The following is a 24,370-nucleotide window of genomic DNA, read 5'->3' on the forward strand; positions in this document are numbered from 1 at the left end:
CTGACCGCCCTGGGGTGTGTCGTCATCCCCTGTCCGCCCTATTGACAGAACGCGGCACCGTTGCGTTCGATGCCCCGACACGACGTCTCGTCGCTGAAACCGGGTCCATGTGCCGATGATCCCTGCCAAGTCCTCCACGCCAGAACTGCCCGAGGATGTCATCCTCGCGGTCGAGGACCTCGAGGTCTCCTTCGCCGTCCGCTCCCGCGCCAGCTTCCGGGCGGTGCGCGGCATCTCCTTCACCATTTCGCGCGGCGAGACGGTGGCGCTGGTCGGGGAATCCGGCTCGGGCAAGTCGGTGACGGCGATGACCATCATGCGGCTGACCGAGTATGACGGTGCCGCCATAACAGGCGGACGTGTGCTGATGCGGCTCAAGGACGGCAAGGTCGCTGACCTCGCCAAGCTGTCGGACAAGCGGGTCGAAGCACTCCGTGGTTCCGAGATGTCGATCGTCTTCCAGGATCCGATGTCGAGCCTGAACCCGGTCTTCACCGTCGGCGACCAGATCGCCGAGGCCGTCGTCCACCATCAGGGCAAGACGCCGACGCAGGCGCGCCAGATCGCGCTCAACACACTCAAGCTGGTGCGCGTGCCCGACGCCGAACGCCGGCTCGACCAATACCCGCACCAGCTCTCCGGCGGCATGCGCCAGCGCGTCATGATCGCCATTGCGCTCGCCTGCCGGCCGTCGCTGATGATCCTCGACGAGCCGACGACAGCACTCGACGTGACCATCCAGGCCCAGATCCTCGATCTTGTCCGCGCGCTGCAGCAGGAGATCGGCATGTCGGTGCTGTTCATCACCCACGACATGGGCGTCGTCGCCGAGGTCGCCGACCGGGTCTGTGTCATGTTGAAGGGCGAGATCGTCGAGACGGGAACCGTCTACGACGTCTTCGCCAAGCCCAGACACGCCTATACCCGCGCATTGATCTCGGCCGTGCCGCGCCTCGGCAGCATGGCTGACAAGGATGCGCCGGAAAAATTCCCGCTGCTGGTGTTCGAACCCGAGCGCCAGATCGCCGAGGCTGGCAAATGAACGCATCCACTCCCGTGCAGCAAACCCGCCAGCCGCTCGTCGAAGTCCGCAACCTGGTAACCCGCTTCGACCTCAAGGCCGGCCTGTTCGGCCATGTCTCGGGTCGTGTCCATGCCGTAGAGAACGTCTCGTTCGACATCTTCCCGGGCGAAACGCTGGCGCTCGTCGGCGAGTCGGGCTGCGGCAAATCCACAGTCGCGCGCTCGCTGATGCAGCTCGACAAGCCGCGCTCCGGCTCGATCCGCTTCGACGGCATCGAACTGATCGGCGCGCCGCGCCAGGTCGTGGCGCGGTTCCGCCGCCAGGCGCAGATGGTGTTTCAGGACCCGTTCTCTTCGCTCAATCCGCGCATGACCATCGAGCAGTCGCTGATCGACCCGATGCGCGTCCACAAGGTCGGCTCGACCGCAACCATGCGCGCCCGCGCCGCCGAGCTTCTGGCCAAGGTCGAGCTGTCGCACGAGCATCTCGAACGCTATCCGCATGCCTTTTCCGGTGGCCAGCGCCAGCGCATCTGCATTGCCCGGGCGCTTGCGCTCAACCCGCGCCTGATCGTCGCCGACGAGGCCGTCGCCTCGCTCGACGTCACCATCCAGGCCCAGGTCATCAACCTGCTGATGGACCTGCAGCGCGACATGCAGATCGCGCTATTGTTCATCAGCCACGACATGGCTGTCGTCGAGCGCATCGCCCATCGTGTCGCGGTGATGTATCTCGGCGAAATCGTCGAGATCGGCGACCGCCGCTCGGTGTTCAACAACCCGCAGCACCCCTACACACGCAAGCTTTTGTCGACTGTTCCCGTCGCCGACCCGACACGCCGGCCGGAGGGACGTCTGCCGATGTCGGACGAAATCCCGAGTGCCATGCGCGCGCCCGACTTCGTGCCCGTCGAGCTGCCGATGCACCAGATCTCATCCACCCACTACGTAAGACAGGTGGCGGCGGGCTGACGGCGGCCCTATCAAGAGTTCCTCGTTTCAAATCAGAGCATTTCCAAAATGACCACTTCAAACCTGTCGTTGGCGGACGCCCCGGTGTCCGCCAGCACAACCCCCGACATTGCCGCAACGCAGGCGCAGCTGAAGATCGAGGGCCTCAGGCGTCCGGCAGCAGCGGAACGTCCGACGCCCTATGTCGAGGTCGACGAGACGCGTCTCGCCAGGAACATGCAGGCAATGCAGGCCCGCGCCGACGCTGCAGGCCTCGTCATGTTCCCGCACGTCAAGACGCACAAGAGCGTCGATCTGGCGAAGCGACAGCTGGCGCTCGGCGCCCGTGGCATCACCGCCTCAAAACCGAGCGAGGCGCTGGTCTTCGTCGAGGCCGGCATACCCTCGGTCATCATCGCCTACCCGATCGTCAATGCCGATTCCCTCGACCGCCTGTTGCCGGCGGTAAAGGTGCACGGCACCGAGCTGCGCACCATCGCCGCGAGCGAAACCGGCGTCGACGCGCTGTCCGCTGCCGCCACGCGCCACGGCGTCGAAATCGGCGTATTCCTCAAGGTCGATGTCGGCCTCGGCCGCGTCGGCTTGAAGCCGAACGACCCGGCGGCGATTACCGTTTGCCAGAAGATTGTCGCGGCACCTGGCCTGCACTTCGCCGGCCTGCTGTCGCATGCCGGCCATTCCTATGCCGCCACCGATCCGGACAACCTTGCCGCGGTTGCCCGCAACGAGGCGGCAGCACTTGCCGGCCTAGCGGACGAGCTCAGGAATGTGGGTATCGCCGTACCTTGCCTGTCGGTCGGGGCAACGCCGACCTGCCTCGGCGCCCCGCTCCAGGCGGTCGACTGCATCCGTCCCGGCAACTACGTCTTCCTCGATGGCACAGCCCTTCGCCTCGGCATCTGCGGTGCCGACGATCTGGCGCTGTCGGTCGTCGCCCGTGTCGTTGCTTCCAACGACACGCATTTCATCATCGATGCAGGCTCGAAGACCATGAGCTCCGATCGTGGCGCCCATGGCATGGGCGGCAACGGCTTCGGCATCGTCATCGGCGCCGAAGGCGGCAGCGACGCCGGCGTTTGGACGCTCGAACGGATGTCGGAAGAGCACGGCTTCGTCCCGGTTTCGGGCAGAACCTTGCCGCTCGGCAGCCGCGTCAGGGTCTTCCCCAACCACTCCTGCGCCACCATCGCCAATTTCGACCGCTTCGTCCTTCGCCGCGACGAAGGCGAGGCGGAAACGCTGCCGGTCAACGCCCGCAGCTGCCAGACCTGAGGGCCGCGCATCGACGGAAATGGCCATGAGCCACAGGCGCGGAGTTTCGCCTGCGGCTCATGGCGCTCGGTGAATGGCGGCGCCAGGCCGCCATCGCTAGCGGACGGTCAGGCCCGCACCGAGTCCAGCTGCTCGTGGTCTTTTTCGACCTGCTGGGCCTTGAGATAGCTCTCTATCAGCAGCTGGTAGGCTGGGAAGATCCTGGTGTAGATCTGGGCCCATTCCTGTGCATCGTCGCGGTGCCACGTCTGCTGCAGCTCGGAAGCGACAGCCGCCGTATCGATCGGCACGACACCGGCCTGGACGACGCGGGCAAGGGTGATCTCCTGCGCCATCTTCGAATAGGTGCCCGACGCATCGACGACAGCGAAGACCTTGTAGCCGTCATAGGCCGCGCTGATCGCCGGGAAGGCCATGCAGACGCTGGTGATGGTGCCGGCGATGATCAGCGTGCCGCGACCGGTCGCCTTCACCGCGGCGACGAAGTCGGGATTGTCCCACGCATTGATCTCGCCCTTGCGGGCGACATAGGTGGCGTGCGGCGCATTCTCGTGGATCTCGGGAATGAGCGGACCGTTCGGGCCCTGCGGCACCGAAGCCGTGGTGATGACGGGGATGTTCGCCAGTGTCGCCATCTTGGCGAGCGCGGCGGCGTGGTTGCGCAGCACCGGCATCGGCATGTCCGCAACGGTCTGGAACAGGCCGCTCTGGTGGTCAATGAGGAGCAGCACGGCATCGTGGGGGTCGATGACCGGCCGCTGGCCGTTGAAATTGGCAATATTTGCGTTGGTGCTCATGACGTTTCCTTTCAGGTGGTGATGGGCGTGCGCCCGGGACTGCCCACGCAGCACGCGGGCAGGAGAGCCGAACCGGTTTGGCCCGGGAAAGTGCCGGCGGTCAGATCGCGCCGAAACGGCCGCTCTGGAAATCGGCCATGGCCTGGTGGATTTCGTCGGCCGTGTTCATGACGAAGGGTCCGTGCATGACCACAGGCTCGTCGATCGGCTCGCCGCTGAGGACAAGCACCAGCGCCTCGGTATCGGCCTCGACCTTTACACTGCCGCTGCGGTCGAGCAGGGCCAGCTGCGCCTCACGAACGGCCTCGCCATTGACGCGGATGCGGCCGCGCATGACGATCAGGCTGGCGGCATGGCCTTTCGGCAGGTCGAGTTCCGTCGCACCACCTTGCTTGAGGGCGAGGTCCCAGACATTGATCGGCGTGAAGGTCCGTGCCGGCCCTTTGTGGCCTTCGAGTTCACCTGCGATGACGCGGATCGTTCCCGCATCTTCCGGCAGCTTGATCTCGGGAATGTCCCGCGCCAGCAGGGTCTGGTAGCCGGGCTCGGCGTTCTTGTCCTTGGCCGGCAAATTGACCCACAGCTGCACCATCTCGAGCGTGCCGCCCTTGCGGGTGAAATCCTGCGAGTGGAACTCCTCATGCAGGATGCCGGCCGCCGCCGTCATCCACTGCACGTCGCCGGGACCGATGAGCCCACCGGCGCCGGTCGAATCCCTGTGCTCGACCTCGCCCTGATAGACGATGGTGACGGTCTCGAAGCCGCGATGCGGATGAGCCCCGACACCTCTTGGCCGCGTCGCCGGCGCGAAGTCGGCGGGGCCGGCCAGGTCGAGATGCAGGAACGGGCTGACATGCTGGCCGAGCGTGCCTTGCGACAACACTGAGCGGACGGGAAATCCATCGCCGACCCAATGTGGCCGCGAGCTGCTGTAGATCCCAAGTAGCTTTCTCATGGTGTTTCTCCTTGCATTGCCTGAAGAAGCGTTGCGTTGGCCATGAGAATATGTGCAGGACAAACCGAGCAGTAGGCGGCAATATCCGGCCACACTGTCCTATCAGGAGGACAATCAATGGCATTTCAGGATCTCAACGACCTCTACTTCTTCGTCCAGGTGGTCGACCAACAGGGTTTTGCCAGTGCTGCACGCCAGCTCGGCATGCCGCGTTCGCGGCTCAGCCGCCGCATCGGCCTGCTCGAGGAACGGCTCGGCGTCCGGCTGATTCAGCGTTCGACGCGCCGCTTCGCCGTGACCGAGATCGGCATGGAATACTACCGCCACTGCGTTGCCATGCTGACCGAGGCGGACGCCGCCCAGGAAGTCATCGAGCGCTCGCGGGCCGCGCCGCAAGGCGTGGTGCGCCTGAGCTGTCCGTCTTCGGTGCTCTATTTCCAGGTCAGCGCGATGATCGCCCGCTTCATGGCCGAGTGCCCCAAGGTCGAGGTGCATCTCGAAAGCACCAACCGGCGTGTCGACGTCATCCGCGAAGGTTTCGACATCGCCATCCGAGTGCGCTTCCCGCCACTGGAGGAAAGCGACCTGGTGATGAAGGTGCTGGCTGAAAGCCCGCAGCGGCTGGTGGCAAGTCCGCAACTGCTGGAAAAGCACGGACGGCCCGCCGTGCCTGCCGACCTGACCCAGCTGCCTAGCCTAGCCTGGGGCCCGACACACCGCGACCATGAATGGCGCCTGCAAGGGCCTGATGGTGCAGCCGTGCAGATCGCGCACCAGCCCCGCCTGGTCACCGAAGACATGGTCACGCTGCGGCTGGCGGCGCTCGCCGGAGCCGGCCTCGTCCAGCTGCCGCGCATGGTGGCGGGCGACGATCTTGCCGCCGGTATGTTGATCGACGTGCTGCCCGACTGGACACCGCCCGCCGGCATCATCCACGCTGTCTTCCCCTCAAGACGCGGCTTGCTGCCATCCGTCCGCGCCCTGCTCGATTTCATCGCGAAAGAGTACCAACACCCACAATAGGCACACGTGCCGGCCTTGGGCGCAGCTGCGTATCGGAGGCAGCCCGGTTCCAATTGCCTGGCCGTGTTGTTAGTCTGGAGCGATGAAGGCAATCATCCTTGCTTCAGCGCGGGCCGTCCTGGTCCTCGCGTTGGCCGCTACGGCAGGCTGCGCATCCCGGCCGACTTCGCTCGGGCCGGTCGATCCACTGAAATACGATGCCATGACCTGCGCCGAGCTCGATGTCGTCATGGGCACGACTGCTTCAAGTATTTCGCGCACCGCCATCAGCCGCGGTACGGTCGGCCAGTGGAACGTTCCAGCCTGGGCGCCGGTCGGCAACAGGGCCGTCGGCGCCATCCAGGATAGGCAGACCGCGAAGATCGACGGCTTGCGCCAGGAGCAGGCCGCCATCGACGCCACCCGAAAGCGCAAGTGCCGCTCACACACCGACGGCAAGGCAACTGCCGCAGGTTCATGAATCGACTGTTATCACCCTGCCATCGTTCCAGCATCGCCGCGTGTCCAGTAAGCCGAGGCAATCGTCTGGTCGCGCCCCAGCGCCATGTCGCTGCGCCAGTGATCGCGCACGCGCTTTGCCGCGTCGGCTTCGGCAGCGAACCAGCCGAAGCTCGTTCCCTGCTCAGGCCAGGTGACCGACATGACGGCATTCGCAAGGGCTGTGCTTTCACCGCCGGGCACGCCATTGCGGTACAGCCACCTCACTTCGACCCCGGTCTGATGGTCGATCTGCTGACGTTCGCCTTCGTCGGCAACCTCGACGAAGGCGATGCCACGCGTCGTGGCCGGCAGGCTTTCGAGCATCCGCCCTACCGCAGGCAGGCCGGTTTCGTCTGCGCCCATGACAAACCACGCCGCAGGCCTGAACGGCCGACCGAGCGGGCCCATGATGCCGACCCTGTCGCCCTTGCGCGCGGCCGAAGCCCAGTTCGAGCCGACATTCTCGCCCTCATGGATCAGGAAATCGACGTCGAAATGCCCGCCCGCAACGTCGAGCCGGCGAATGGTGTAGACCCGCGCCGGCGGCCGCCTCTCTTCGTCGGGCCACAGCACCAGACCGTTGTCGCCGCGCACCGGCCAGACCGGATCGGGCACAGTGGTAGTGGGAAACAGCATGCGGATGTGAAGGCCGCCAAACGACGCAAAGCGTGCGAGGTTCCGGGCCTTGAGCCTGACACGCTTCATGTGCGGGGTAAGATCCATCGTGTCGATGACGGTCGCCTCGCGAAACTGCTCCAGTTCGCCCCGGCCGGACAGGTCGCCCTGCCACACGATCCGCGGTTGGCTGTCCCTGGCGTAGAATTCCACCGACGTCGCCATCAGGTCCTTGAGCCGGGCGAGCCCGTCGGGATGCGGCGACCTGGCCCGCATGATCAGCGCGCCCTTGGGCATGACAAGCGACGCTTCGCCAAAGACGAAACGGAAATTGACGGCCTCGCCCTCTTCGCTTGAGCGCGCGTCGAAGCTTTCCAGCCGGTCACGGATCTTTTGCAGTTGGTCGGGTGAGAGCTGCAGTTGCAGTTCGGCGCGGGATTGAAGTTCGGTCATGGCAGTTCAAGTCCGGTTTGCAGGATGGATTTAGCCGCCGATGCGGCCGATCAGGCTGATCTTGAAGGTCTGGCCCTTGCCCTGTTTGGTCGCAGCCGACGTCGACCACGAACTCTGCGGGTCGGTGTAGGCCTCGTTGAACAGGTTCTCGATGCCGGCATCGAGCCGCAGATTGTCGTTGACCGCATAGTTGGCGAACAGGTTGGTGATGTTGAAGCCGGGGGAGACGATGCCGGGAATGGTCGGATTGGTGCGGCTGGTCCGGGTGATCTCGCCGACGCTGAGATATTGCACCCCCATCGTCAGCCGGTCGTCCAGCGCCCGCACGCCGAACGTCATCGAAAAGCGCTCAAGCGGTGTGTTGTTCAGCGTCTGTCCGGCATAGATCCCGCTCATCATCTTGGCGTCGGTAACAGTGGCCGTGCCGTTCACGAAACCCCAGCCGAAATCGTAGATCGCCTCGGTCTCGACGCCGCGCAGCCGCGCCGCACCAATGTTGGTCGCCATGCGCGCTGCCGTCAGGTTGACGTCGATATAGTCGTCGACATCGGTATGGAAGACGTTCAGCTTGCCGCGCAGCGTGTCGCCGCCAACCATCACGTCGTCATATTTGAGGTTGACGCCGGCTTCCCAGCTTCGCGCCGTCTCCGGTTGCAGCAGCAGGTTCGGCGTGTAGGCGTCGGGCGAACCATGCGCGCCACCGCCGCGAAACACGTCCTGCAGGCCCGGGGCGCGATAGCCTTCCGAATAGGTGCCGTAAAGTTGCAGCCCCTCGACCGGCGTCACGCCCACGGTGATGCGCGGCGACCAGCGGCTGCCGCTCAGCGAAGCTTCCTGCACCGGCTTCGTTTTTGTCTCACCGTCGAGCTGGTAGCCGTCGTAGCGAATTGCCGTGATGACCTGCAGCCAGTCGCTGTAATCGCCCTGCCACTGCAGGAAGCCTCCATAGCCGCGCTGCGTTCCGGAGCCGAAATGTGCCTCTTTGGAATCGCCGTTCAGATAGTAGTAGTCGGCACCGTAGGTCAGCGTGTGCTTCAGCCCCCAGGCGTCAAAGCGCGACGAGTTCCTGGCATTCACGCCAGTCGTCGCGACGTCATAGTAGCGGAACTTCCCAATCTGCGAAGCCGGCCAGATCTGCGTCTGCTCGGCGCGGGTGCGGTTGTGGTAGAAATTGACGCTGAGATCGACATAGGGATTGTCGTCCGGCAAGTAGGTATAGCCGGCGCTGTAGGTCTGGTTGGTGGTGTCGGCGTTGTAGCGGCTCAGCGTCGGCGAAGTCGAACCTGACGAGCCGGAGACGATGTCCTCGTAGTTCTGCAGGATGGCGCCGAGTTTCAGTTCGTGGCCGTCGACCGGGCGCAACGTCGTCTTCAGATAGCCGCTCAACACGTCCTCGCCGGTCCACGGCACGGCAGCGCCATTGCCGTCCTTGTAGGCGTCGCGGCTGCGGTAGATCAGGTTGCCGATCACGTCGGCGCCGTCGCCGAAGCGATAGGCTCCGGTCGTGCTGGTGGTGAAGCCGCGGCCGTTCGATTCGTAGCCCAGCTTCTCGCTGAGTGCCCAGCGTTCGTCGCCATTGAGGAAGTCGCCGGCGTCCTTGGTCTGGAACGAGACCACGCCGCCGATGCCGCCCGAACCATAGGCGTTCGACACCGGGCCGCGGATGACAGTCGCTTCCTTGAGCAGTTCCGGCTCGACATAAAACGAGCCCGAGCCATGGCCGACCCGCCAGTAGTCCTGGCGCGCGCCGTCGAGCGTCACCACGACACGGCCATACTGTTCCAGGCCGCGGATGTTGATCGATGTCGCCGGATCGTCACCGTTCATCGATGCGGCAACGCCGGGCGTGGTCCGGAAGATGTCCGCGACCGTCGAGGCTTGCGTCCGCGACAGCTGTTCGTCGTCAACCGTGCTGACCGGTGCCAGCGCGTCGATCACCGCCTCGCTCAGCATGGTGGCCGAAATGACGATCCTGTCGAGCAGGGTGACGGCGGGCTTCTTCGGCGGAACCTCTGTGCTTGCCGGCTGGATCTTCAAGGGCTGCTGCGCCAACGCCTGCCCGCTGCCGATGACCGCAAGTGCCGTGCCGGCAACAAGGAAATTTCTGAACGTCGTCACTTCAAGCCCCCAAATCGTCCACGCGACAGAATTGCTGGCTGAATGTGCAGGTGCCGCACCAAGCTGGCTCGACGGCAGGGCATCTGGCCCCCGCGTCATGGGCTTGAGTAATTAAACTTGATTATGTTAGTCAAGTTAAATCATTGCCGCAGCCTTTAGGACAGGACAGACGACATGGACCGTGCAGAGCCCTTCAGGTTCCTGGCAAGCCCACCATCCTTGTTCCGCTCGCGCGCCATCGCACGCACCGCCCTGTTTTGCCTGCTGCTTGCATCGCTCACCACGCTGGCGGCGGCCGGCACTGTCGTCGATGCCACGGGAATGCAGGTCAGCGTCACCGGCGGCCAGCGTATCGTGACACTTGGCTCCGACGTGACCGAGATCGTCTACGCGCTCGGCGCAGGTGACCGCATCGTCGCGCTCGATCGGGGCAGCAAGTTTCCGGCGGCGACCAGCAGCAAGCCCAATGTCGGCTACCGTCGCAAACTGTCGGCGGAAGGCGTCGCCGGGCTGTCGCCCGACCTCATCATCGCAGCCGAGGACATCGGCCCGCCCGATGCCGTCGACGTGCTCAAGTCGCTGGCCGTGCCGATCGTGCTTGTGCCCGAGGACAATTCGCCTCAGGGCATCGTGCGCAAGATTGCGTTGGTCGCCGAGGTGCTCGGCAAGACCGAAGAAGGCAAGGCGCTGGCGGCAAAAGTGACCGCAGAATTCGACGCCGCGGCAAGCCTCGCCGCCAAGGTTGCTCCGGCGAATCGCAAGAAGGTCATCTTCTTCCACGGCCTGATCAAGCTGACCGCCGCCGGCGCCGGCACATCAGCCAATGCGATCATCGGCTATGCCGGCGGCATCAATCCAATGCGCGAGGTCAACGGCTACAAGGCGGCATCAGAGGAAAAGCTGGTCGAGATGGCGCCCGACGTCATCCTGATGATGGGCGACGGCAATGGCGGCCCGACGCCGGAGCAGGTGTTCGCCATCCCGGCGCTAAGCACCACGCCAGCCGCCGCCAACCGCGCGCTGGTCGTGCTCGATGGCGCCTACATGATCGGCTTCGGTCCACGCACAGCGGAAGCCGTGCGCGATCTGGCCGAGGCGCTTTATCCTGAGGAAATCGGCACGCCAGCCAACTGAACGAATGCCGCCGGTACGGTCAGGACCTGGATATCTCTAGAGGAACCAAATCGGACAGAGAGGCAGCAAAGCGGCCGTTTTCGCCATTTTTTCTAACGTGCTGACCTGGAGAAATTTGGTGGAGCCAAGCGGGATCGAACCGCTGACCTCCTGCATGCCATGCAGGCGCTCTCCCAGCTGAGCTATGGCCCCACACCGGCCTAGGCCGGGCGCCGTTTCCGGCGAAGGTCGGCGCGAATTTGTCGTCCGCGCCGGTGTTGTTGGCGGCTTCTAGCGCCGCATTCGACCCTTGGCAAGCCTTGATCGAAACCTTTTTTTCGGTTGCCCGAAAAGCCGTGTCAGATCTCGTCGTCGTCGTCGCCGACGCCGATCATGTCGGAGACGTCGTCGTCTTCCTCTTCCTCGTCAGCAAGGAAGGTGTCGTCGTCATCGTCGCCCAGGTCGACATCGTCGTCGTCCAGATCCGGCAGGTCGTCGGCGCCCTTGGCCTCTTCGTCGGCGTCCTCGAGGGACACGACTTCTGCGCCTTCCTCTTCGGCGTCGAGCTCCTTGGTCTCGACTTCCTCTTCTTCCTCGAGGATGGCGGCAATCTTGCCATCGTCGAAGTAGGAACGCGGATAGGTCTTGCCCGTATAGGGCGAAACAATCGGGTCCTTGTTCAGGTCATAGAACTTTCGGCCCGTCTCCGGGTCGATGCGTTTTGTGCCAAGTTCGGATTTCGCCACGTCAGGCCTCGTCTTTCTCGATTTTGGTCCCCTTAGCCGCAGTTTGTGGCGCTGTCAAAGCCAAATCCCCCGGCAGGGGCAATGGGGGATGACCGTTACGACAATCGATGCTACGACACCGCCGCAATCATTGGGAAAGCCCGGTTTCGCGGGCGTCCCGCACGAGGAACCACCATGTCGCATCAAGCTGTGCCACAGCCGGCCGTCGCCCGGAAGTCGAAATCCCTGTCTGGAACCGCCCGCGTACCAGGCGACAAGTCGATTTCGCACCGCTCCTTCATGTTTGGCGGCCTCGCCTCCGGCGAAACCCGCATCACCGGCCTGCTCGAAGGCGAAGACGTGATGCGTACCGGCGACGCAATGAAGGCGATGGGCGCGCATATCGAAAAGCGCGGCGACGAATGGGTCATCAAGGGCACCGGCAACGGCGCGCTTTTGCAGGCTGAAGCGCCGCTCGACTTCGGCAATGCCGGCACCGGCTCGCGCCTGACCATGGGTCTGGTCGGCACCTATGACATGGAAACCACCTTCATCGGCGATGCCTCGCTGTCGGGCCGCCCCATGGGCCGGGTGCTCGATCCGCTGCGCCAGATGGGCGTGCAGGTGCTGAACGCCTCCCCCGGCGATCGTATGCCGCTGACGCTGCGTGGCCCGCGCCAGGCCGCCCCGATCAGCTACCGCGTGCCGATGGCCTCGGCGCAGGTCAAGTCGGCCGTGCTGCTCGCCGGTCTCAACACACCAGGCATCACCACCGTCATCGAGCCGGTGATGACCCGCGACCACACCGAAAAGATGCTCAAGGGTTTTGGCGCCAACATCGAGGTCCAGACCGACGAGCAGGGCGTCCGCCACATCTTCATCGAAGGCCAGGGCAAGCTCACCGGCCAGGTCATCGCCGTGCCCGGCGACCCGTCCTCGGCCGGCTTCCCGCTGGTCGCGGCACTGATCGTACCGGGTTCCGACGTCACCATCGAAAACGTGCTGATGAACCCAACCCGCACCGGCCTGATCACCACGCTGATCGAGATGGGCGGTTCGATCGAGATCCTCAACCGCCGCAATGCCGGCGGCGAGGACGTCGCCGACCTGCGCGTCCGCGGTTCCGAGCTCAAGGGCGTCAAGGTCCCGGCCGAGCGCGCGCCGTCGATGATCGACGAATATCCGGTTCTCGCTGTCGCCGCCTGCTTCGCCGAGGGCGAAACCCTGATGCAGGGCCTTGAAGAGCTGCGCGTCAAGGAATCCGACCGTCTCGCGGCCGTCGCCCGCGGGCTCGAAGCCAATGGCGCCGACTGCACCGAAGGCGAGACGACGCTTTCGGTCCGCGGTGTGCCCGGCGGCAAGGGCCTCGGCGGCGGCACCGTCAAGACCCATCTCGACCACCGCATCGCCATGAGCTTCCTGGTCATGGGGCTGGCCGCAGAAAAACCCGTCACCGTCGACGACCAGGCGATGATCGCCACAAGCTTCCCGGAATTCATGGGCCTTATGGCCGATCTCGGGGCGGAGATCGACCAGACCGCCGCTTAACACCGCAACGCAACCGAGGAGCAAGCTTATGACCAACAAAGTAGCGATGATCGTCGGCGGCGGCAGCGGCATGGGTGCTGCGGCTGCGAAGAAGTTGGCGGCCGACGGATATTCCGTCGCCGTCATGTCCTCTTCCGGCAAGGGCGAGGCGCTGGCCAAGGAACTTGGCGGGCTTGGCTTCACCGGCTCCAACCAGTCGAACGACGACCTGAAGCGCTTCGTCGAGCTGACGATGGAAAAATGGGGCCGCATCGACGCGCTGGTCAACGGCGCAGGCCATGGGCCACGTGCACCGCTGCTGGAGATCACCGACGAGCAGTGGCACACCGGCATCGACGTTTATTTCATGAACGTCGTCCGAGCCGTGCGGCTTGTCGCACCTGTCATGGTTGCCCAGAAGGGCGGCGCCATCGTCAACATCTCGACCGCCTGGGTCGGCGAACCGGCCTCGATGTTCCCCACCTCGGCCGTGGCACGCGCGGGCCTTGCCGCCTATGTCAAACTCTTCGCCGATCAGTATGCCCCGCACAATGTCCGTATGAACAACGTGCTGCCGGGCTGGATCGACAGCCTGCCGCAGACCGACGAGCGCCGTACTGGTGTGCCGATGCAGCGTTACGGCACCTCCCAGGAGATCGCAGCGACCATCGCCTTCCTGGCCTCGGAGGGCGCTGCCTACATCACCGGCCAGAGCCTCAGGGTCGACGGCGGCCTGATGCGCGGCGTCTAAGGGGCCCGCGCAAAGCCATGCCGACCTCCATCACCATCGCCATCGACGGTCCCGCCGGCGCCGGCAAGGGCACGCTGGCGCGCCGGCTCGCCGATTACTACCACCTCGCTTTGCTCGACACCGGGCTGACCTACCGCGCCGTCGCCCACATGCTGATCGAAAAGGGCTGGCCGCTCGACGACGTGGCGCATGCCATCGAGGCGGCGAAGCTCGTCGATCTCGGCCATCTCGACCGCAAGGTGCTGTCGGCGCACGCCGTCGGCGAGGCGGCCTCGAAGGTTGCCGTGATACCCGAGGTGCGCAAGATCCTGGTCGACAAGCAGCGTTCATTCGCCAAGGCGCCGCAAGGGGCAGTGCTTGACGGCCGCGACATCGGCACGGTGGTCTGCCCCGATGCCGACGTGAAGCTCTATGTCACAGCCAGTGCCGAGGTCCGCGCCCAGCGCCGTCTGGCCGAGATCGAGGCCAATGGCGGCAGCGCCGATTTCACCGGTATCCTTGCCGATATCGTGCGCCGCGACGAGCGCGACACCGGCCGCGCCGACTCCCCGCTCAGGCCCGCCGACGACGCGCACTTGCTCGATACGTCAGAAATGGATATAGAAGCCGCGTTTTCCGCAGCCAGGGATATCGTTGATCGGGTCCTTGGAAGTTGAAGGCACGGCTGAAGCCTCAGGGTTTCGCCACTTAACCGACCTGTCCGCATTCTTCTTGCGCCGATTTGCCGCTTTGGGCGGCCAAGGGCTTATTGCCCGGGATGTTGGCAGGCCAACGCAACGCTAACCCACGGCGCCGCTCCCGCAAGCCGGGACGCACCAGGAGATCCAATGTCACAAGCTAATCCATCCCGCGACGATTTCGCGAGCCTGCTCGAAGAGTCCTTCTCGGACGGTCATTCGGGCGAAGGCCAGGTCGTCAAGGGTATCGTCACGGCCATCGAAAAAGACATGGCCATCATCGACGTCGGCCTGAAGGTCGAAGGTCGCGTGCCGCTGAAGGAATTCGGCGCCAAGGCCAAGGACGGCCAGCTGAAGGTCGGCGACACCGTCGAGGTCTATGTCGAGCGCATCGAAAACGCGCTTGGCGAAGCCATGCTGTCGCGCGACAAGGCTCGCCGCGAAGAGAGCTGGGTCAAGCTCGAAGAGAAGTTCACCAAGGGTGAGCGCGTCGAAGGCGTGATCTTCAACCAGGTCAAGGGCGGCTTCACCGTCGATCTCGACGGTGCTGTTGCCTTCCTGCCGCGTTCGCAGGTCGACATCCGTCCGATCCGCGACGTCACCCCGCTCATGCACAACCCGCAGCCCTTCGAGATCCTCAAGATGGATCGCCGTCGTGGCAACATCGTCGTGTCGCGCCGCACCGTTCTCGAAGAGAGCCGTGCCGAGCAGCGTTCGGAGATCGTGCAGAACCTCGAAGAGGGCCAGGTTGTCGAAGGCGTGGTCAAGAACATCACCGACTACGGTGCGTTCGTCGACCTCGGCGGCATCGACGGCCTGCTGCACGTCACCGACATGGCATGGCGCCGCGTCAACCATCCGACCGAAATCCTCAACATCGGTCAGACGGTCAAGGTGCAGATCATCCGCATCAACCAGGAAACCCACCGCATCTCGCTCGGCATGAAGCAGCTCGAGTCGGATCCGTGGTCGGACATCGGCACCAAGTTCCCGATCGGCAAGAAGATCACCGGCACCGTCACGAACATCACCGACTACGGTGCGTTCGTCGAGCTCGAGCCGGGCATCGAAGGCCTCATCCACGTTTCGGAAATGTCGTGGACCAAGAAGAACGTGCACCCCGGCAAGATCCTGTCGACCACCCAGCAGGTCGACGTGGTCGTGCTCGAAGTGGATCCGGCCAAGCGCCGCATCTCGCTCGGCCTCAAGCAGACGCTCGAGAATCCGTGGGAAGCTTTCGCCCGTAACCACCCGGTCGGCACCGAAGTCGAAGGCGAAGTCAAGAACAAGACCGAATTCGGCCTGTTCATCGGTCTCGACGGCGACGTCGACGGCATGGTGCACCTGTCCGACCTCGACTGGAACCGTCCGGGCGAGCAGGTCATCGAAGAGTACAACCGTGGCGACATGGTCAAGGCTCAGGTTCTCGACGTCGACATCGACAAGGAACGCATCTCGCTCGGCATCAAGCAGCTCGGCAAGGATGCGGTCGGCGAAGCTTCGACCTCGGGCGAACTGCGCAAGAACGCCGTCGTCACCTGCGAAGTCACCGGCATCAAGGATGGTGGCCTCGAAGTCCGTCTCGTCGAGAGCGGCATCGAGAGCTTCATCAAGCGTTCGGATCTGTCGCGTGACCGTGACGAGCAGCGCCCCGAGCGCTTCGTCGTCGGCCAGAAGGTAGACGCCCGCATCATCGCCTTCGACAAGAAGACCCGCAAGCTGCAGGTCTCGATCAAGGCGCTGGAAATCGCTGAAGAGAAGGAAGCAGTCGCTCAGTACGGCTCGACCGACTCCGGCGCTTCGCTCGGCGACATCCTGGGCGCAGCCCTGAAGAACCGCAACAACTGAGCCAACAGCTCGCTGTCGTGAATTGAAAGACCCCGCCGGAGCGATCCGGCGGGGTTTTTCTTTGGCGACTTGCGCCGGCAGGCCCGAAGTGATGCCGGAATGCTTCACGCCACATCCGAATGCTTCCGGGCCGGGCACGATCGGCTTGTCCAAGGTTGCCGTAACGGGGAATTGCTGCTCATTAATCGCGAACCTGCTGCCCGCGTTCAGAGCCTGCCCATGCCCAGTTTGCGTTTTCTGACCGTCTTTTTCGTGATGCTGGTGCTGTCCGGCTGTGGCGGCCGCGCCGTGCTCGGCCTCAATGACGGCAAGCAGGGCGAATCCGCTTCCCTTGTGCAGATCTACGTCTCGACAATGCGCGCCCGGTCGAACGACCTGTCGCTGCCCTATTCGGCGGAACGCGCCAAGCAGCTCAACTTCGCCAAGTTCGAAATCGGCATCCCCAAGACGCATGTCGCCGGCGAGGTCGAAAGCACGAGCCGCACCCCGAGCCCGGAACGCAACTTCATCGCCCGCACCTTCCAGCCCTATGACGACAAGGCGCAGTTCGTCGCAGCCCTTGACGCCGACCTGATGCGGCGCCCCGAGGCCGAGCGTGAGATCTTCATCTTCGTCCACGGCTACAACAACAACTTCGCTGACAGCATCTTCCGCAACGCCCAGATCGTCCACGACTACAAGGTCAAGGCGGTCGCCCTGCATTACGCCTGGCCGTCGGCCGGCTCGCTGCCACTTTACGTCTATGACCGCGACAGCGCCGCCTACAGCCGCGACGGCCTTGCCGACACCATCGAGATCGCCGCGCGCACCAAGGCCAAGCGCATCGTTCTCGTCGGCCACTCGATGGGCAGCTATGTGGTGATGGAGGCGCTGCGCAGCCTGTCGCTGAGCGGCCGCGACAGATACATCAGCCGCATCAGCGGCCTCGTGCTGGCCGCACCCGACATCGATATCGACGTGTTCCAGAGCCAGCTGCGCGACATCGACAAGCTGCCGAACCCGTTCATGATCCTGGTGTCGAAGCGCGACAAGGCGCTCAACCTGTCGGGCGGTCTGACCGGCGGCCATCCGCGCGTCGGCTCCGGTGCCGACGTCGCCGCCCTCCAGGCCGAAAACATCACCGTGCTCGACACATCCAATCTCGACGGCGGCAGCCATGGCGTCTTCGCCAGCTCGCCGACGCTGATGGCCCTGACCACCCAAGGCGGGTTGATGAACGACGTCACCGAAAGGGGCGAGGGCGCGCCGGCCGAAACGATCCTCGCCGACGGCGGCCAGGTCATCAAGGGCGCGGCCTCGCTGGTCATCTACCTGCCGGCCAAGCTGCTTGGCGTACCCAATGGCGGCCTGCTGACGCAGTAGGCGCGGCGGGATCGGCCAACGGCGACCCCGGTCACTGCCTGAATGCTCGGGTGCTGCCCTTACGCGCGTCCGTAGATCTCAGCCACAGTGCCGCTGGTGACCAGATTGGCCGGCGAGGCAAGCTGCGCGATCGACGCGGCTGCCGCTTCCAGGCTGACCCATTTCGAAAAATCCGCCTTGGGCATGTCATTGCGGTTGGTCTTGGTGTCGAGCGTCGACGGCGCCACCGCGTTGACCAGGATGTCGGCACCCTTCAGCTCTTCCGCCAGCGCCACGGTCAAGGCCGCAACCGCTGCCTTGCTTGCCGCATAGGCAACCATGCCGCCGCCTTTGCGCGGCTCGATGCCGGCGCGGGCCGAGACGTTGACGATGCGGCCGCCGGCCTTGCCGGCGATCATGCCGCGCGCTGCCGCACGGCAGCACAGGAAGGCGGTCCTGGCGTTGATGTCCATCATCTGGCCGAACTGGCCGGGATCGACCTTGTCGATCGACCCCATGTCGAAGCCGCCGGCCGAATGGATCGAGGCCCAGAGATCGGGAATGGCATCGTAAAAGGCGTCCACGGCCTTGGCGTCGGTCAGGTCCACGCCGGTGGCGATACACACCCGGTCTTGGCCCGAGAATTCGAACCCATCAGGCGCCGTCTTCCGGCTGATCGGCAAATGGCACATGGCGCCCTCGGCCAGCAGATACCTGGCAACGGCCGCGCCCAGCGCACCTGTTGCGCCCGATACAACGACGTGCCGGCCCTCGAAATTCTTGGTCATGCTCGACTCCCTGGAGCGCGCGCCCGGCTGAAGCCGGACTGCCACTCCATCTCATTGTTGCGGTTGCATCCAGGTGATTCCACCCGGCTGCAAAATGCTCTGGCCGCGACGCGCGGCCTATTCGACGGTGAGTTCTATCAGACAGGGTTTTCCCGTCGAGCGGGCTTTCTTCAATGCACCGCCGAGCGCGCCGACGTCGTGCAGGCGCTGCGTCGCAAGCCCATAGGCCTGTGCGATCAGCATGAAATCCGGCGGCACCGGCGACACGCCGACGGGTTCCACGCCGGCATCGAGCATCGAGATCTCGATCTCGCGATAGCCGCGATTGTTCCAGACAACGAAGATGACCGGCGTTTGCGCGTCGAACGCCGCGCCGAGTTCGGGCAAGGTGAACTGGAAACCGCCATCGCCGCTGAGGCAGACGACAGGCGCATCCGGCACGGCCAATGCAGCGCCGATCGCCGCCGGCGGGCCGAAGCCGAGCGCGCCATAACCGGTCGCCGCGTTGAACCAGCCGCCCGGCCTATCGTGGTCGTAATAGAGATTGGCGGCATAGACCGGCTGGGTCGAGTCGCCGACGATGACCGCCCCCGGCAGCGCGTCGCGGATGGTCTCGACCGCCCTCACCTGAGCCTGCATCGCTGGCCCGATCTCCGCCCACGCAGCTTCCCGCGTCGCTTTGGCCCGCGCCGCGCCTGCCCACAAGCCTCGCCCGCCGACCATTGCCGCTGCCAACCGCGCGAGTGCGGCACCGGCATCCGAACGGACCGAAACCGCCGCAGGCCGTCGCGCCAGCTGGCCAGCGTCGATGTCGATGCGGATCAGGTTGTTCGGCAGCACCAGGCCGCCGTCGCCATACATGTCGTAGTCGGTCGGCCCGAACTCGGTGCCGGCGGCGATGACCAGATCGGCGTCGGCCATCAGCGCCCTGACCGCCTTGAGGCTCGGGCTCGCCGGCACGTTGAGCGGGTGACCATGCATCAGTCCGCGACCGTTGGCAGTGGTCGCCACAGGCGCATCGACAGCTTCGGCCAGCGCCTTGAGTTCCGCCTCCGCCCGTTTCGCGCCGCCGCCGGCGAGGATCAGCGGGCGGCTTGCGGCCCGGATCAAACGCGACGCCTCGGCAATCGCCGCCTCATCCGCCAGCTCCGGCACGGCGCGCCTTGCCAATGGCTTGAGGCCGGCAGCCGGCAGCGGCATGACGTCGAGCGGGATCTCGATATGCACCGGCCCCGGCCGTCGCGTGGCGAAGATCTCGAAGGCCTCCGATATCGCCTCCGGCAGCTCGGCAGCCTCAGTCACCCGCCGCGACGACAGCGCTACCTTCTGCATCATGCCCAGTTGGTCGGGCAGCTCGTGCAGGTAGCCCAGCCCCTTGCCGAGCGTGGCGCGGGCGTTGACGCCCGAGATCACCAGCATCGGCACGGAATCGGCGCGCGCCTGCGCCATCGCAGTGATGGTGTTGGTCAGTCCCGGCCCGGTGATGACGAAGGCCACGCCTGGTCGACCCGAGGCGCGGGCATAACCGTCGGCCATGAAGCCGGCGCCCTGCTCGTGGCGAGGCGTGACATGCCTGATTTTCGAGCGCGCCAGCCCGCGATAGAGCTCGATCGTGTGCACGCCGGGAATGCCGAACACCGTGTCGACGCCATGGGCTTCCAGCAGGTCGATGAGCGCTTCGCCGATCGTCGTCATGACACGTCTCCTTGCCGCAATCTCAAACCCAGCATTGCCTCGACCGAGCCGATGCCGATCTCGGCCAGCTCGCCATTGGCGAACATGTCGCCGGCGAGGCAGCCCTCGACCCACAGCCCGTCGATGATCGCGTTGATGGCGATGGCGTGCCGGCGCAATTCGCCTGCGCTCGCCTGTCGGCCGGCGTCGGCCAGCACCTCGGCGACAAGCGCCTCGACCTCGTCACGGAAGCCGAGATAGCCAGCACGGTGCGCCATGCCCAGCGCCGGGTCCGATCCGGCCCGGCCGATGAAGCTCGCCCAGATGGAGAAGGTCCTGACGTCGATGACCGGCGGCACGAGGCTGGCGGCAACGAAGGCGGCGAGCCTTTGCCGTGGTCCTTCCTCGACGGTCGCAAGTGCCGTCTTGGCGAGCTCGGTCATACGCCCCATTGTGGTCGCGTAGGCTGCCTGCAGCAGCTCTTCCTTGCCCGGGAAATAGTGCCGGATCAGCCCGGCGGTGACGCCGGCGCGCAGCGCGATAGCCCTGACCGTTGCTCCCTGCAGCCCGTTTTCGGCGACGCAATCCAGCGTCGCCTCGATCAGGTCTTGCCGCCGGCGCTCCTCGCCTTCGCGGCGGAATTTTCTCCGCGCAGCGACTGCCATGCCTACCTTCGCCTCTTGAGAGAAAATCGCCGAAGCCGGCTCTTCGCAATATTTATACACTTGCATAACAACGTCGCAAGTGCCGTAATGGGCGCATAAGAAGCGGGACTTGGTGCCGTTGACGCCGCAAGGCAGAAGGGTCCATCCTCACCGCCCAGGGGAACATCACGACGCGACCATGAGCAGCCGATTGCCAGCTGACGGGAAAACGTTCAAACGCCGGGGCCGTCGCTGATGGCTGCGGTCGATGCAGCCCATCACCCTGCCCCGACCAACGGCGTCGCCGCCGAAGCCATCCATGTCGAGAACCTGCACAAGAAGTTCGGCCAGCTGCATGTGCTGAAGGGCGTGTCGCTGTCGGCGCGCGACGGCGAGGTGGTGGCAATCATCGGCGGCTCGGGCTCGGGCAAGTCGACGCTCCTGCGCTGCATCAACTGCCTGGAGAACCCGACCAGCGGCATCATCCGGGTCAATGGCGAAGAGATCCGCCTCAAGCCCAACGGTTTCGGCGACAGCATTCCCGCCGACCGCCGCCAGATCGAGCGCATCCGCTCGCGCCTCGGCATGGTGTTCCAGAGCTTCAATTTGTGGAGTCACATGACGCTACTGGAAAACGTCATCGAGGTACCGGTGCATGTGCTGGGCATCAAGCGCGCGGACGCCATCGTCGAGGCCGAGAAACTGCTCGCCCGCGTCGGCCTTGCCGAAAAGCGCGACGTCTACCCGGCCTATCTTTCCGGCGGCCAGCAGCAGCGCGCCGCGATCGCACGCGCGCTGGCGGTTCAGCCGCGCGTCATGCTGTTCGACGAGCCGACCTCGGCGCTCGACCCCGAACTTGTCGGCGAGGTGCTCAAGGTGATTGGCGACCTCGCCCGCGAAGGCCGTACCATGGTGCTGGTGACGCATGAGATGAAGTTCGCCCGCGAGGTGGCGACGCATGTGATCTATCTCTGGAACGGCATGGTCGAGGAAGAAGGCCCGCCCGAACTGATCTTCGGCGCACCGAAGTCGGAACGCCTCAAGCAATTCATCCGCAGCATCGGCTAGCGCAATTCGAAGACGACATCGACGGACGAAATCACGGGAACGACAAGACAACGAAAACGGGAGAGAAAGCATGAAAGCACTGCTTGCAACAGCGGCCCTGGCCCTGGTCCTCGGCTTGAGCGCCGGAAGCGCCAGCGCCCAGGCGATCAAGGTCGGCATGGCGCCGGAGCCCTATCCGCCCTTCGCCTCGCCCGACGCCTCCGGCAAATGGAGCGGCTGGGAAATGGACATGATCGAGGCTCTCTGCACCGAGGCCAAGCTTCAATGCGAGGTCACCATGACAGCGTGGGATGGCCTGATCCCGGCGCTCAACTCCAAGAAGATCGACGCCATCATCAACTCGATGTCGATCACCGACGAGCGCAAGAAGTCGATCGATTTCTCCGACAAGTACTACAACACGCCGGCCGGCATCATCGGCTCCAAGGATGCCAAGTTCGAAGCCACCCCTGAAGGGCTGAAGGGAAAGATCATCGGCGTGCAGGTGTCGACGGTGCACGAGGCCTACGCCAAGAAGCACTTCGCCGACGTGGCCTCCGAGATCAAGATCTACCAGACCCAGGACGAAGCCCAGGCCGACCTCGCCGCCGGCCGCGTCGACGCGGTGCAGGCGGACTCGCTGTCGCTGGCGACGTTTCTTGCCACCGATGCCGGCAAGGCCTGCTGCGACATGAAGGGCGACGTCGCCGAGGACGTCGAGATCCTCGGACCGGGCGTCGGCGTCGGCCTGCGCCAGGGCGACACGGAACTGAAGGACAAGTTCAACGCCGCCATCAAGTCGCTGCGCGACAGCGGCAAATATGCCGAGATCGCCAAGAAATATTTCGACTTCGACATCTACGGCAAGTGAACAGGTCTAGGTGAGGTTGCCTACCCCCTCACCGGCCGCTTCGTGTCCGGTGAGGGGGAAATCTTGAACGACCTGAAATGCAAAGGACTTGAGATATCGAGCACCTGCTGAACCCGCTGCTGCAGACAAGCGCCGTCGAACTGCTGGCGATTTCGCCGCCCGGCTGGGGCGCCAACCTGCTGCGCGGGCTCGCCAATTCCGTCCAGATCGCCGTTGGCGCCTTCAGCCTCGGTCTCGCCATCGGCATCGCGGGTGCCTGGGGCAAGCTCTATGGCAGTCCGATCGTGCGCGACCTGATGGAGGTCTACACCACCGTCGTGCGCGCGGTGCCCGAACTGGTGCTGATCCTGCTGCTCTATTACGCCGGCACCGACCTCATCAACCGCGCCCTCGACGGCCTGGGCTACGCCCCCGTCGACATATCGGGCCTTGCCGCCGGCATCGGCGTGCTCGGCATCGTCCAGGGCGCCTACGCCACCGAAGTCATCCGCGGCGCCATCCTGGCCATACCACAGGGCCAGATCGAGGCGGCGCGCGCCTACGGCATGCCGCCGGGCAAGATGCTTCGCCGCATCACTCTGCCGGCGATGCTGCCCTTCGCCATTCCCGGCCTTGCCAATCTCTGGCTCATCGCCACCAAGGACACCGCCTTGCTTGCTGTCGTCGGCTTCAACGAGTTGACCCAGGAGACCCGCCAGGCCGGGGCCACCACCAAGGCCTATTTCACCTTCTTCGTTGCCGCCGGCGTGCTCTATCTGCTGCTGACGCTGTTCTCCAACGTCATCATCGGCCGTATCGAGCGCTGGGCCCGGCGCGGCATGCCGCCTGTCGCGGAGACCGGCCGATGAGCGCCGCCGCCTCGACCCAGCCGGCACCCGCCCGCTCGGAGTGGCTGCAGCCGCATCGCATCGTGCTGATCGCCATCGCCGCGGCACTCGTGCTTTCGGCCGCCCTGTTCATGCGCTGGGAGTGGCTGCCGAGATATTACGACCTGGCGCTGCTCGGCATCTGGCGAACCATCTGGATCCTCGTCGTCACCGTGACGCTCGGCTTCATGCTCGCCGTGCCACTCGGACTTGCCCAGGCTGCCGGTCCGTTCTGGCTGGCCTGGCCGGCAAAAGCCTTCTGCACCGTCATTCGCGGCACGCCGCTGTTGCTGCAGCTGTGGCTGCTCTATTACGGCCTCGGCTCGCTGTTCCCGCAATATCCGTGGATCAGGCAATCCGAACTGTGGCCGATCCTGAGGCAGGCCTGGCCTTATGCCGTGGTGGCGCTGACCTTGTCCTATGCCGCCTATGAGGGCGAGGTGATGCGCGGCGCCTTTGCCGGTGTGCCAAGGGGCCAACTCGAAGCGGCGCGTGCCTTCGGCATGAGCCCATGGAAGCGTTTCCGCCGCATCTGGCTGCCACAGGCGATCCATCGCGCCTTGCCGACGCTGGCAGGCGAGACCGTGCTGCAGCTCAAGGCGACGCCACTTGTCGCCACCATCACCGTCATCGACATCTACGCGGTGGCCTCGCGCGTTCGCCAGGACACCTTCATCGTCTACGAGCCACTATTGCTGCTCGCCCTCATCTATCTGATCATCACCGGCATTCTCGTCTTCGGCTTCCGCAAGCTGGAGGCGAAAATTCCGTCCAGACTGGGATGAAGCCC

21 protein-coding genes, 1 tRNA gene and 1 pseudogene are annotated in these 24,370 nt (G+C 64.8%); 14 read left to right on the forward strand and 9 right to left on the reverse strand.

Annotation, left to right across the window (positions count from 1 at the left end; all coding sequences use genetic code 11):
• The first annotated feature begins 115 nt into the window (after positions 1–115).
• Positions 116–1,995: pseudogene (locus IHE39_RS31230) on the forward strand (ABC transporter ATP-binding protein).
• A gap of 48 nt (positions 1,996–2,043) precedes the next feature.
• Entirely contained in the window at positions 2,044–3,267 is a 1,224-nt protein-coding gene (locus IHE39_RS07915; protein WP_192566114.1) for an alanine racemase, read from the forward strand.
• A 107-nt stretch (positions 3,268–3,374) separates the two neighbouring features.
• On the opposite strand, the gene IHE39_RS07920 is transcribed toward IHE39_RS07915, so the two are convergent.
• Both IHE39_RS07920 and IHE39_RS07925 read right to left on the reverse strand, forming a co-directional pair.
• Complete coding sequence (locus tag IHE39_RS07920) at positions 3,375–4,064, reverse strand: hydrolase (RefSeq protein WP_192566115.1); 690 nt, start codon at positions 4,062–4,064, stop codon at positions 3,375–3,377.
• Positions 4,065–4,164: 100 nt separating this feature from the next.
• A complete protein-coding gene (locus IHE39_RS07925) occupies positions 4,165–5,019 on the reverse strand; it encodes a pirin family protein (RefSeq protein ID WP_192566116.1) in 855 nt (284 codons plus the stop codon).
• 117 nt (positions 5,020–5,136) lie between these two features.
• Between IHE39_RS07925 and IHE39_RS07930 the strand changes: the two genes are divergently transcribed.
• The gene (locus IHE39_RS07930; protein WP_192566117.1) at positions 5,137–6,042 is read left to right on the forward strand and encodes a LysR family transcriptional regulator; all 906 of its coding nucleotides are present in this window, start codon (positions 5,137–5,139) and stop codon (positions 6,040–6,042) included.
• 82 nt (positions 6,043–6,124) lie between these two features.
• Positions 6,125–6,502, forward strand: coding sequence for a hypothetical protein (locus IHE39_RS07935; RefSeq protein WP_192566118.1), 378 nt, complete (start codon positions 6,125–6,127; stop codon positions 6,500–6,502).
• Between the two features lie 11 nt (positions 6,503–6,513).
• Here IHE39_RS07935 and IHE39_RS07940 read toward each other — a convergent pair whose 3' ends face one another.
• A complete protein-coding gene (locus tag IHE39_RS07940) occupies positions 6,514–7,590 on the reverse strand; it encodes a siderophore-interacting protein (RefSeq protein ID WP_192566119.1) in 1,077 nt (358 codons plus the stop codon).
• A 30-nt stretch (positions 7,591–7,620) separates the two neighbouring features.
• On the reverse strand, positions 7,621–9,708 hold the full coding sequence (locus tag IHE39_RS07945) for a TonB-dependent hemoglobin/transferrin/lactoferrin family receptor (RefSeq protein ID WP_343070070.1): 2,088 nt from the start codon (positions 9,706–9,708) through the stop codon (positions 7,621–7,623).
• Positions 9,709–9,882: 174 nt separating this feature from the next.
• Here IHE39_RS07945 and IHE39_RS07950 point away from each other — a divergent pair, with 174 nt between their 5' ends.
• Positions 9,883–10,842, forward strand: a complete 960-nt coding sequence (locus IHE39_RS07950; RefSeq protein WP_192566121.1) for a heme/hemin ABC transporter substrate-binding protein — start codon at positions 9,883–9,885, stop codon at positions 10,840–10,842.
• A 116-nt stretch (positions 10,843–10,958) separates the two neighbouring features.
• Here IHE39_RS07950 and IHE39_RS07955 read toward each other — a convergent pair.
• A tRNA-Ala gene (locus tag IHE39_RS07955) sits at positions 10,959–11,034 on the reverse strand.
• A 146-nt stretch (positions 11,035–11,180) separates the two neighbouring features.
• A complete protein-coding gene (locus IHE39_RS07960; RefSeq protein ID WP_184768514.1) occupies positions 11,181–11,567 on the reverse strand; it encodes a TIGR02300 family protein in 387 nt (128 codons plus the stop codon).
• A gap of 174 nt (positions 11,568–11,741) precedes the next feature.
• Between IHE39_RS07960 and aroA the strand changes: the two genes are divergently transcribed.
• The 5 genes from aroA (at position 11,742) to IHE39_RS07985 (ending at position 17,711) form a co-directional block, all read left to right on the forward strand.
• Complete coding sequence (gene aroA, locus IHE39_RS07965; protein WP_192566122.1) at positions 11,742–13,094, forward strand: 3-phosphoshikimate 1-carboxyvinyltransferase; 1,353 nt, start codon at positions 11,742–11,744, stop codon at positions 13,092–13,094.
• Between the two features lie 28 nt (positions 13,095–13,122).
• Positions 13,123–13,824, forward strand: coding sequence for an SDR family oxidoreductase (locus tag IHE39_RS07970; protein WP_192566123.1), 702 nt, complete (start codon positions 13,123–13,125; stop codon positions 13,822–13,824).
• 17 nt (positions 13,825–13,841) lie between these two features.
• Complete coding sequence (cmk, locus tag IHE39_RS07975) at positions 13,842–14,480, forward strand: (d)CMP kinase (protein WP_192566124.1); 639 nt, start codon at positions 13,842–13,844, stop codon at positions 14,478–14,480.
• 171 nt (positions 14,481–14,651) lie between these two features.
• Positions 14,652–16,349, forward strand: coding sequence for a 30S ribosomal protein S1 (rpsA, locus tag IHE39_RS07980; RefSeq protein WP_184768510.1), 1,698 nt, complete (start codon positions 14,652–14,654; stop codon positions 16,347–16,349).
• A 219-nt stretch (positions 16,350–16,568) separates the two neighbouring features.
• On the forward strand, positions 16,569–17,711 hold the full coding sequence (locus IHE39_RS07985; protein ID WP_184768509.1) for an alpha/beta hydrolase: 1,143 nt from the start codon (positions 16,569–16,571) through the stop codon (positions 17,709–17,711).
• A 59-nt stretch (positions 17,712–17,770) separates the two neighbouring features.
• Here the strand turns inward: IHE39_RS07985 and IHE39_RS07990 are convergent, their stop codons facing one another.
• The 3 genes from IHE39_RS07990 to IHE39_RS08000 all read right to left on the reverse strand — a co-directional run bounded on the left by IHE39_RS07990 (position 17,771) and on the right by IHE39_RS08000 (position 20,817).
• Positions 17,771–18,478, reverse strand: coding sequence for an SDR family NAD(P)-dependent oxidoreductase (locus tag IHE39_RS07990; protein ID WP_192566125.1), 708 nt, complete (start codon positions 18,476–18,478; stop codon positions 17,771–17,773).
• A 117-nt stretch (positions 18,479–18,595) separates the two neighbouring features.
• Positions 18,596–20,173 (reverse strand): 5-guanidino-2-oxopentanoate decarboxylase, encoded by a 1,578-nt coding sequence (locus tag IHE39_RS07995; RefSeq protein WP_192566126.1) that lies wholly within the window; start codon positions 20,171–20,173, stop codon positions 18,596–18,598.
• On the reverse strand, positions 20,170–20,817 hold the full coding sequence (locus IHE39_RS08000) for a TetR family transcriptional regulator C-terminal domain-containing protein (RefSeq protein ID WP_192566127.1): 648 nt from the start codon (positions 20,815–20,817) through the stop codon (positions 20,170–20,172). The genes IHE39_RS07995 and IHE39_RS08000 overlap by 4 nt, the downstream gene beginning before the upstream one ends.
• Before the next feature lie 234 nt (positions 20,818–21,051).
• Between IHE39_RS08000 and IHE39_RS08005 the strand changes: the two genes are divergently transcribed.
• The 4 genes from IHE39_RS08005 to IHE39_RS08020 all read left to right on the forward strand — a co-directional run bounded on the left by IHE39_RS08005 (position 21,052) and on the right by IHE39_RS08020 (position 24,365).
• The gene (locus tag IHE39_RS08005) at positions 21,052–21,864 is read left to right on the forward strand and encodes an ABC transporter ATP-binding protein (RefSeq protein ID WP_192566128.1); all 813 of its coding nucleotides are present in this window, start codon (positions 21,052–21,054) and stop codon (positions 21,862–21,864) included.
• Between the two features lie 70 nt (positions 21,865–21,934).
• A complete protein-coding gene (locus tag IHE39_RS08010) occupies positions 21,935–22,714 on the forward strand; it encodes a transporter substrate-binding domain-containing protein (RefSeq protein ID WP_184768504.1) in 780 nt (259 codons plus the stop codon).
• Positions 22,715–22,809: 95 nt separating this feature from the next.
• On the forward strand, positions 22,810–23,562 hold the full coding sequence (locus IHE39_RS08015) for an ABC transporter permease subunit (protein WP_192566580.1): 753 nt from the start codon (positions 22,810–22,812) through the stop codon (positions 23,560–23,562).
• Positions 23,559–24,365: an ABC transporter permease gene (locus tag IHE39_RS08020; protein ID WP_184768503.1), complete on the forward strand. Its 807-nt coding sequence runs from the start codon at positions 23,559–23,561 to the stop codon at positions 24,363–24,365. Before IHE39_RS08015 ends, IHE39_RS08020 begins: the two co-directional genes overlap by 4 nt.
• Positions 24,366–24,370 lie beyond the last annotated feature (5 nt).

Origin of the sequence: Aminobacter carboxidus (assembly GCF_014863355.1) — a bacterium.
GTDB lineage: Bacteria > Pseudomonadota > Alphaproteobacteria > Rhizobiales > Rhizobiaceae > Aminobacter > Aminobacter carboxidus.

Bases quoted from the DNA above. Each gene is read 5' to 3' on its own strand.
- IHE39_RS07915 (WP_192566114.1), top strand. From the start codon at position 2,044: ATGACCACTTCAAACCTGTCGTTGGCGGACGCCCCGGTGTCCGCCAGC.
- IHE39_RS07920 (WP_192566115.1), bottom strand. From the start codon at position 4,064: ATGAGCACCAACGCAAATATTGCCAATTTCAACGGCCAGCGGCCGGTC.
- IHE39_RS07925 (WP_192566116.1), bottom strand. From the start codon at position 5,019: ATGAGAAAGCTACTTGGGATCTACAGCAGCTCGCGGCCACATTGGGTC.
- IHE39_RS07930 (WP_192566117.1), top strand. From the start codon at position 5,137: ATGGCATTTCAGGATCTCAACGACCTCTACTTCTTCGTCCAGGTGGTC.
- IHE39_RS07935 (WP_192566118.1), top strand. From the start codon at position 6,125: ATGAAGGCAATCATCCTTGCTTCAGCGCGGGCCGTCCTGGTCCTCGCG.
- IHE39_RS07940 (WP_192566119.1), bottom strand. From the start codon at position 7,590: ATGACCGAACTTCAATCCCGCGCCGAACTGCAACTGCAGCTCTCACCC.
- IHE39_RS07950 (WP_192566121.1), top strand. From the start codon at position 9,883: ATGGACCGTGCAGAGCCCTTCAGGTTCCTGGCAAGCCCACCATCCTTG.
- aroA (WP_192566122.1), top strand. From the start codon at position 11,742: ATGTCGCATCAAGCTGTGCCACAGCCGGCCGTCGCCCGGAAGTCGAAA.
- IHE39_RS07970 (WP_192566123.1), top strand. From the start codon at position 13,123: ATGACCAACAAAGTAGCGATGATCGTCGGCGGCGGCAGCGGCATGGGT.
- cmk (WP_192566124.1), top strand. From the start codon at position 13,842: ATGCCGACCTCCATCACCATCGCCATCGACGGTCCCGCCGGCGCCGGC.
- rpsA (WP_184768510.1), top strand. From the start codon at position 14,652: ATGTCACAAGCTAATCCATCCCGCGACGATTTCGCGAGCCTGCTCGAA.
- IHE39_RS07985 (WP_184768509.1), top strand. From the start codon at position 16,569: ATGCCCAGTTTGCGTTTTCTGACCGTCTTTTTCGTGATGCTGGTGCTG.
- IHE39_RS07990 (WP_192566125.1), bottom strand. From the start codon at position 18,478: ATGACCAAGAATTTCGAGGGCCGGCACGTCGTTGTATCGGGCGCAACA.
- IHE39_RS07995 (WP_192566126.1), bottom strand. From the start codon at position 20,173: ATGACGACGATCGGCGAAGCGCTCATCGACCTGCTGGAAGCCCATGGC.
- IHE39_RS08000 (WP_192566127.1), bottom strand. From the start codon at position 20,817: ATGGCAGTCGCTGCGCGGAGAAAATTCCGCCGCGAAGGCGAGGAGCGC.
- IHE39_RS08005 (WP_192566128.1), top strand. From the start codon at position 21,052: ATGGCTGCGGTCGATGCAGCCCATCACCCTGCCCCGACCAACGGCGTC.
- IHE39_RS08010 (WP_184768504.1), top strand. From the start codon at position 21,935: ATGAAAGCACTGCTTGCAACAGCGGCCCTGGCCCTGGTCCTCGGCTTG.
- IHE39_RS08020 (WP_184768503.1), top strand. From the start codon at position 23,559: ATGAGCGCCGCCGCCTCGACCCAGCCGGCACCCGCCCGCTCGGAGTGG.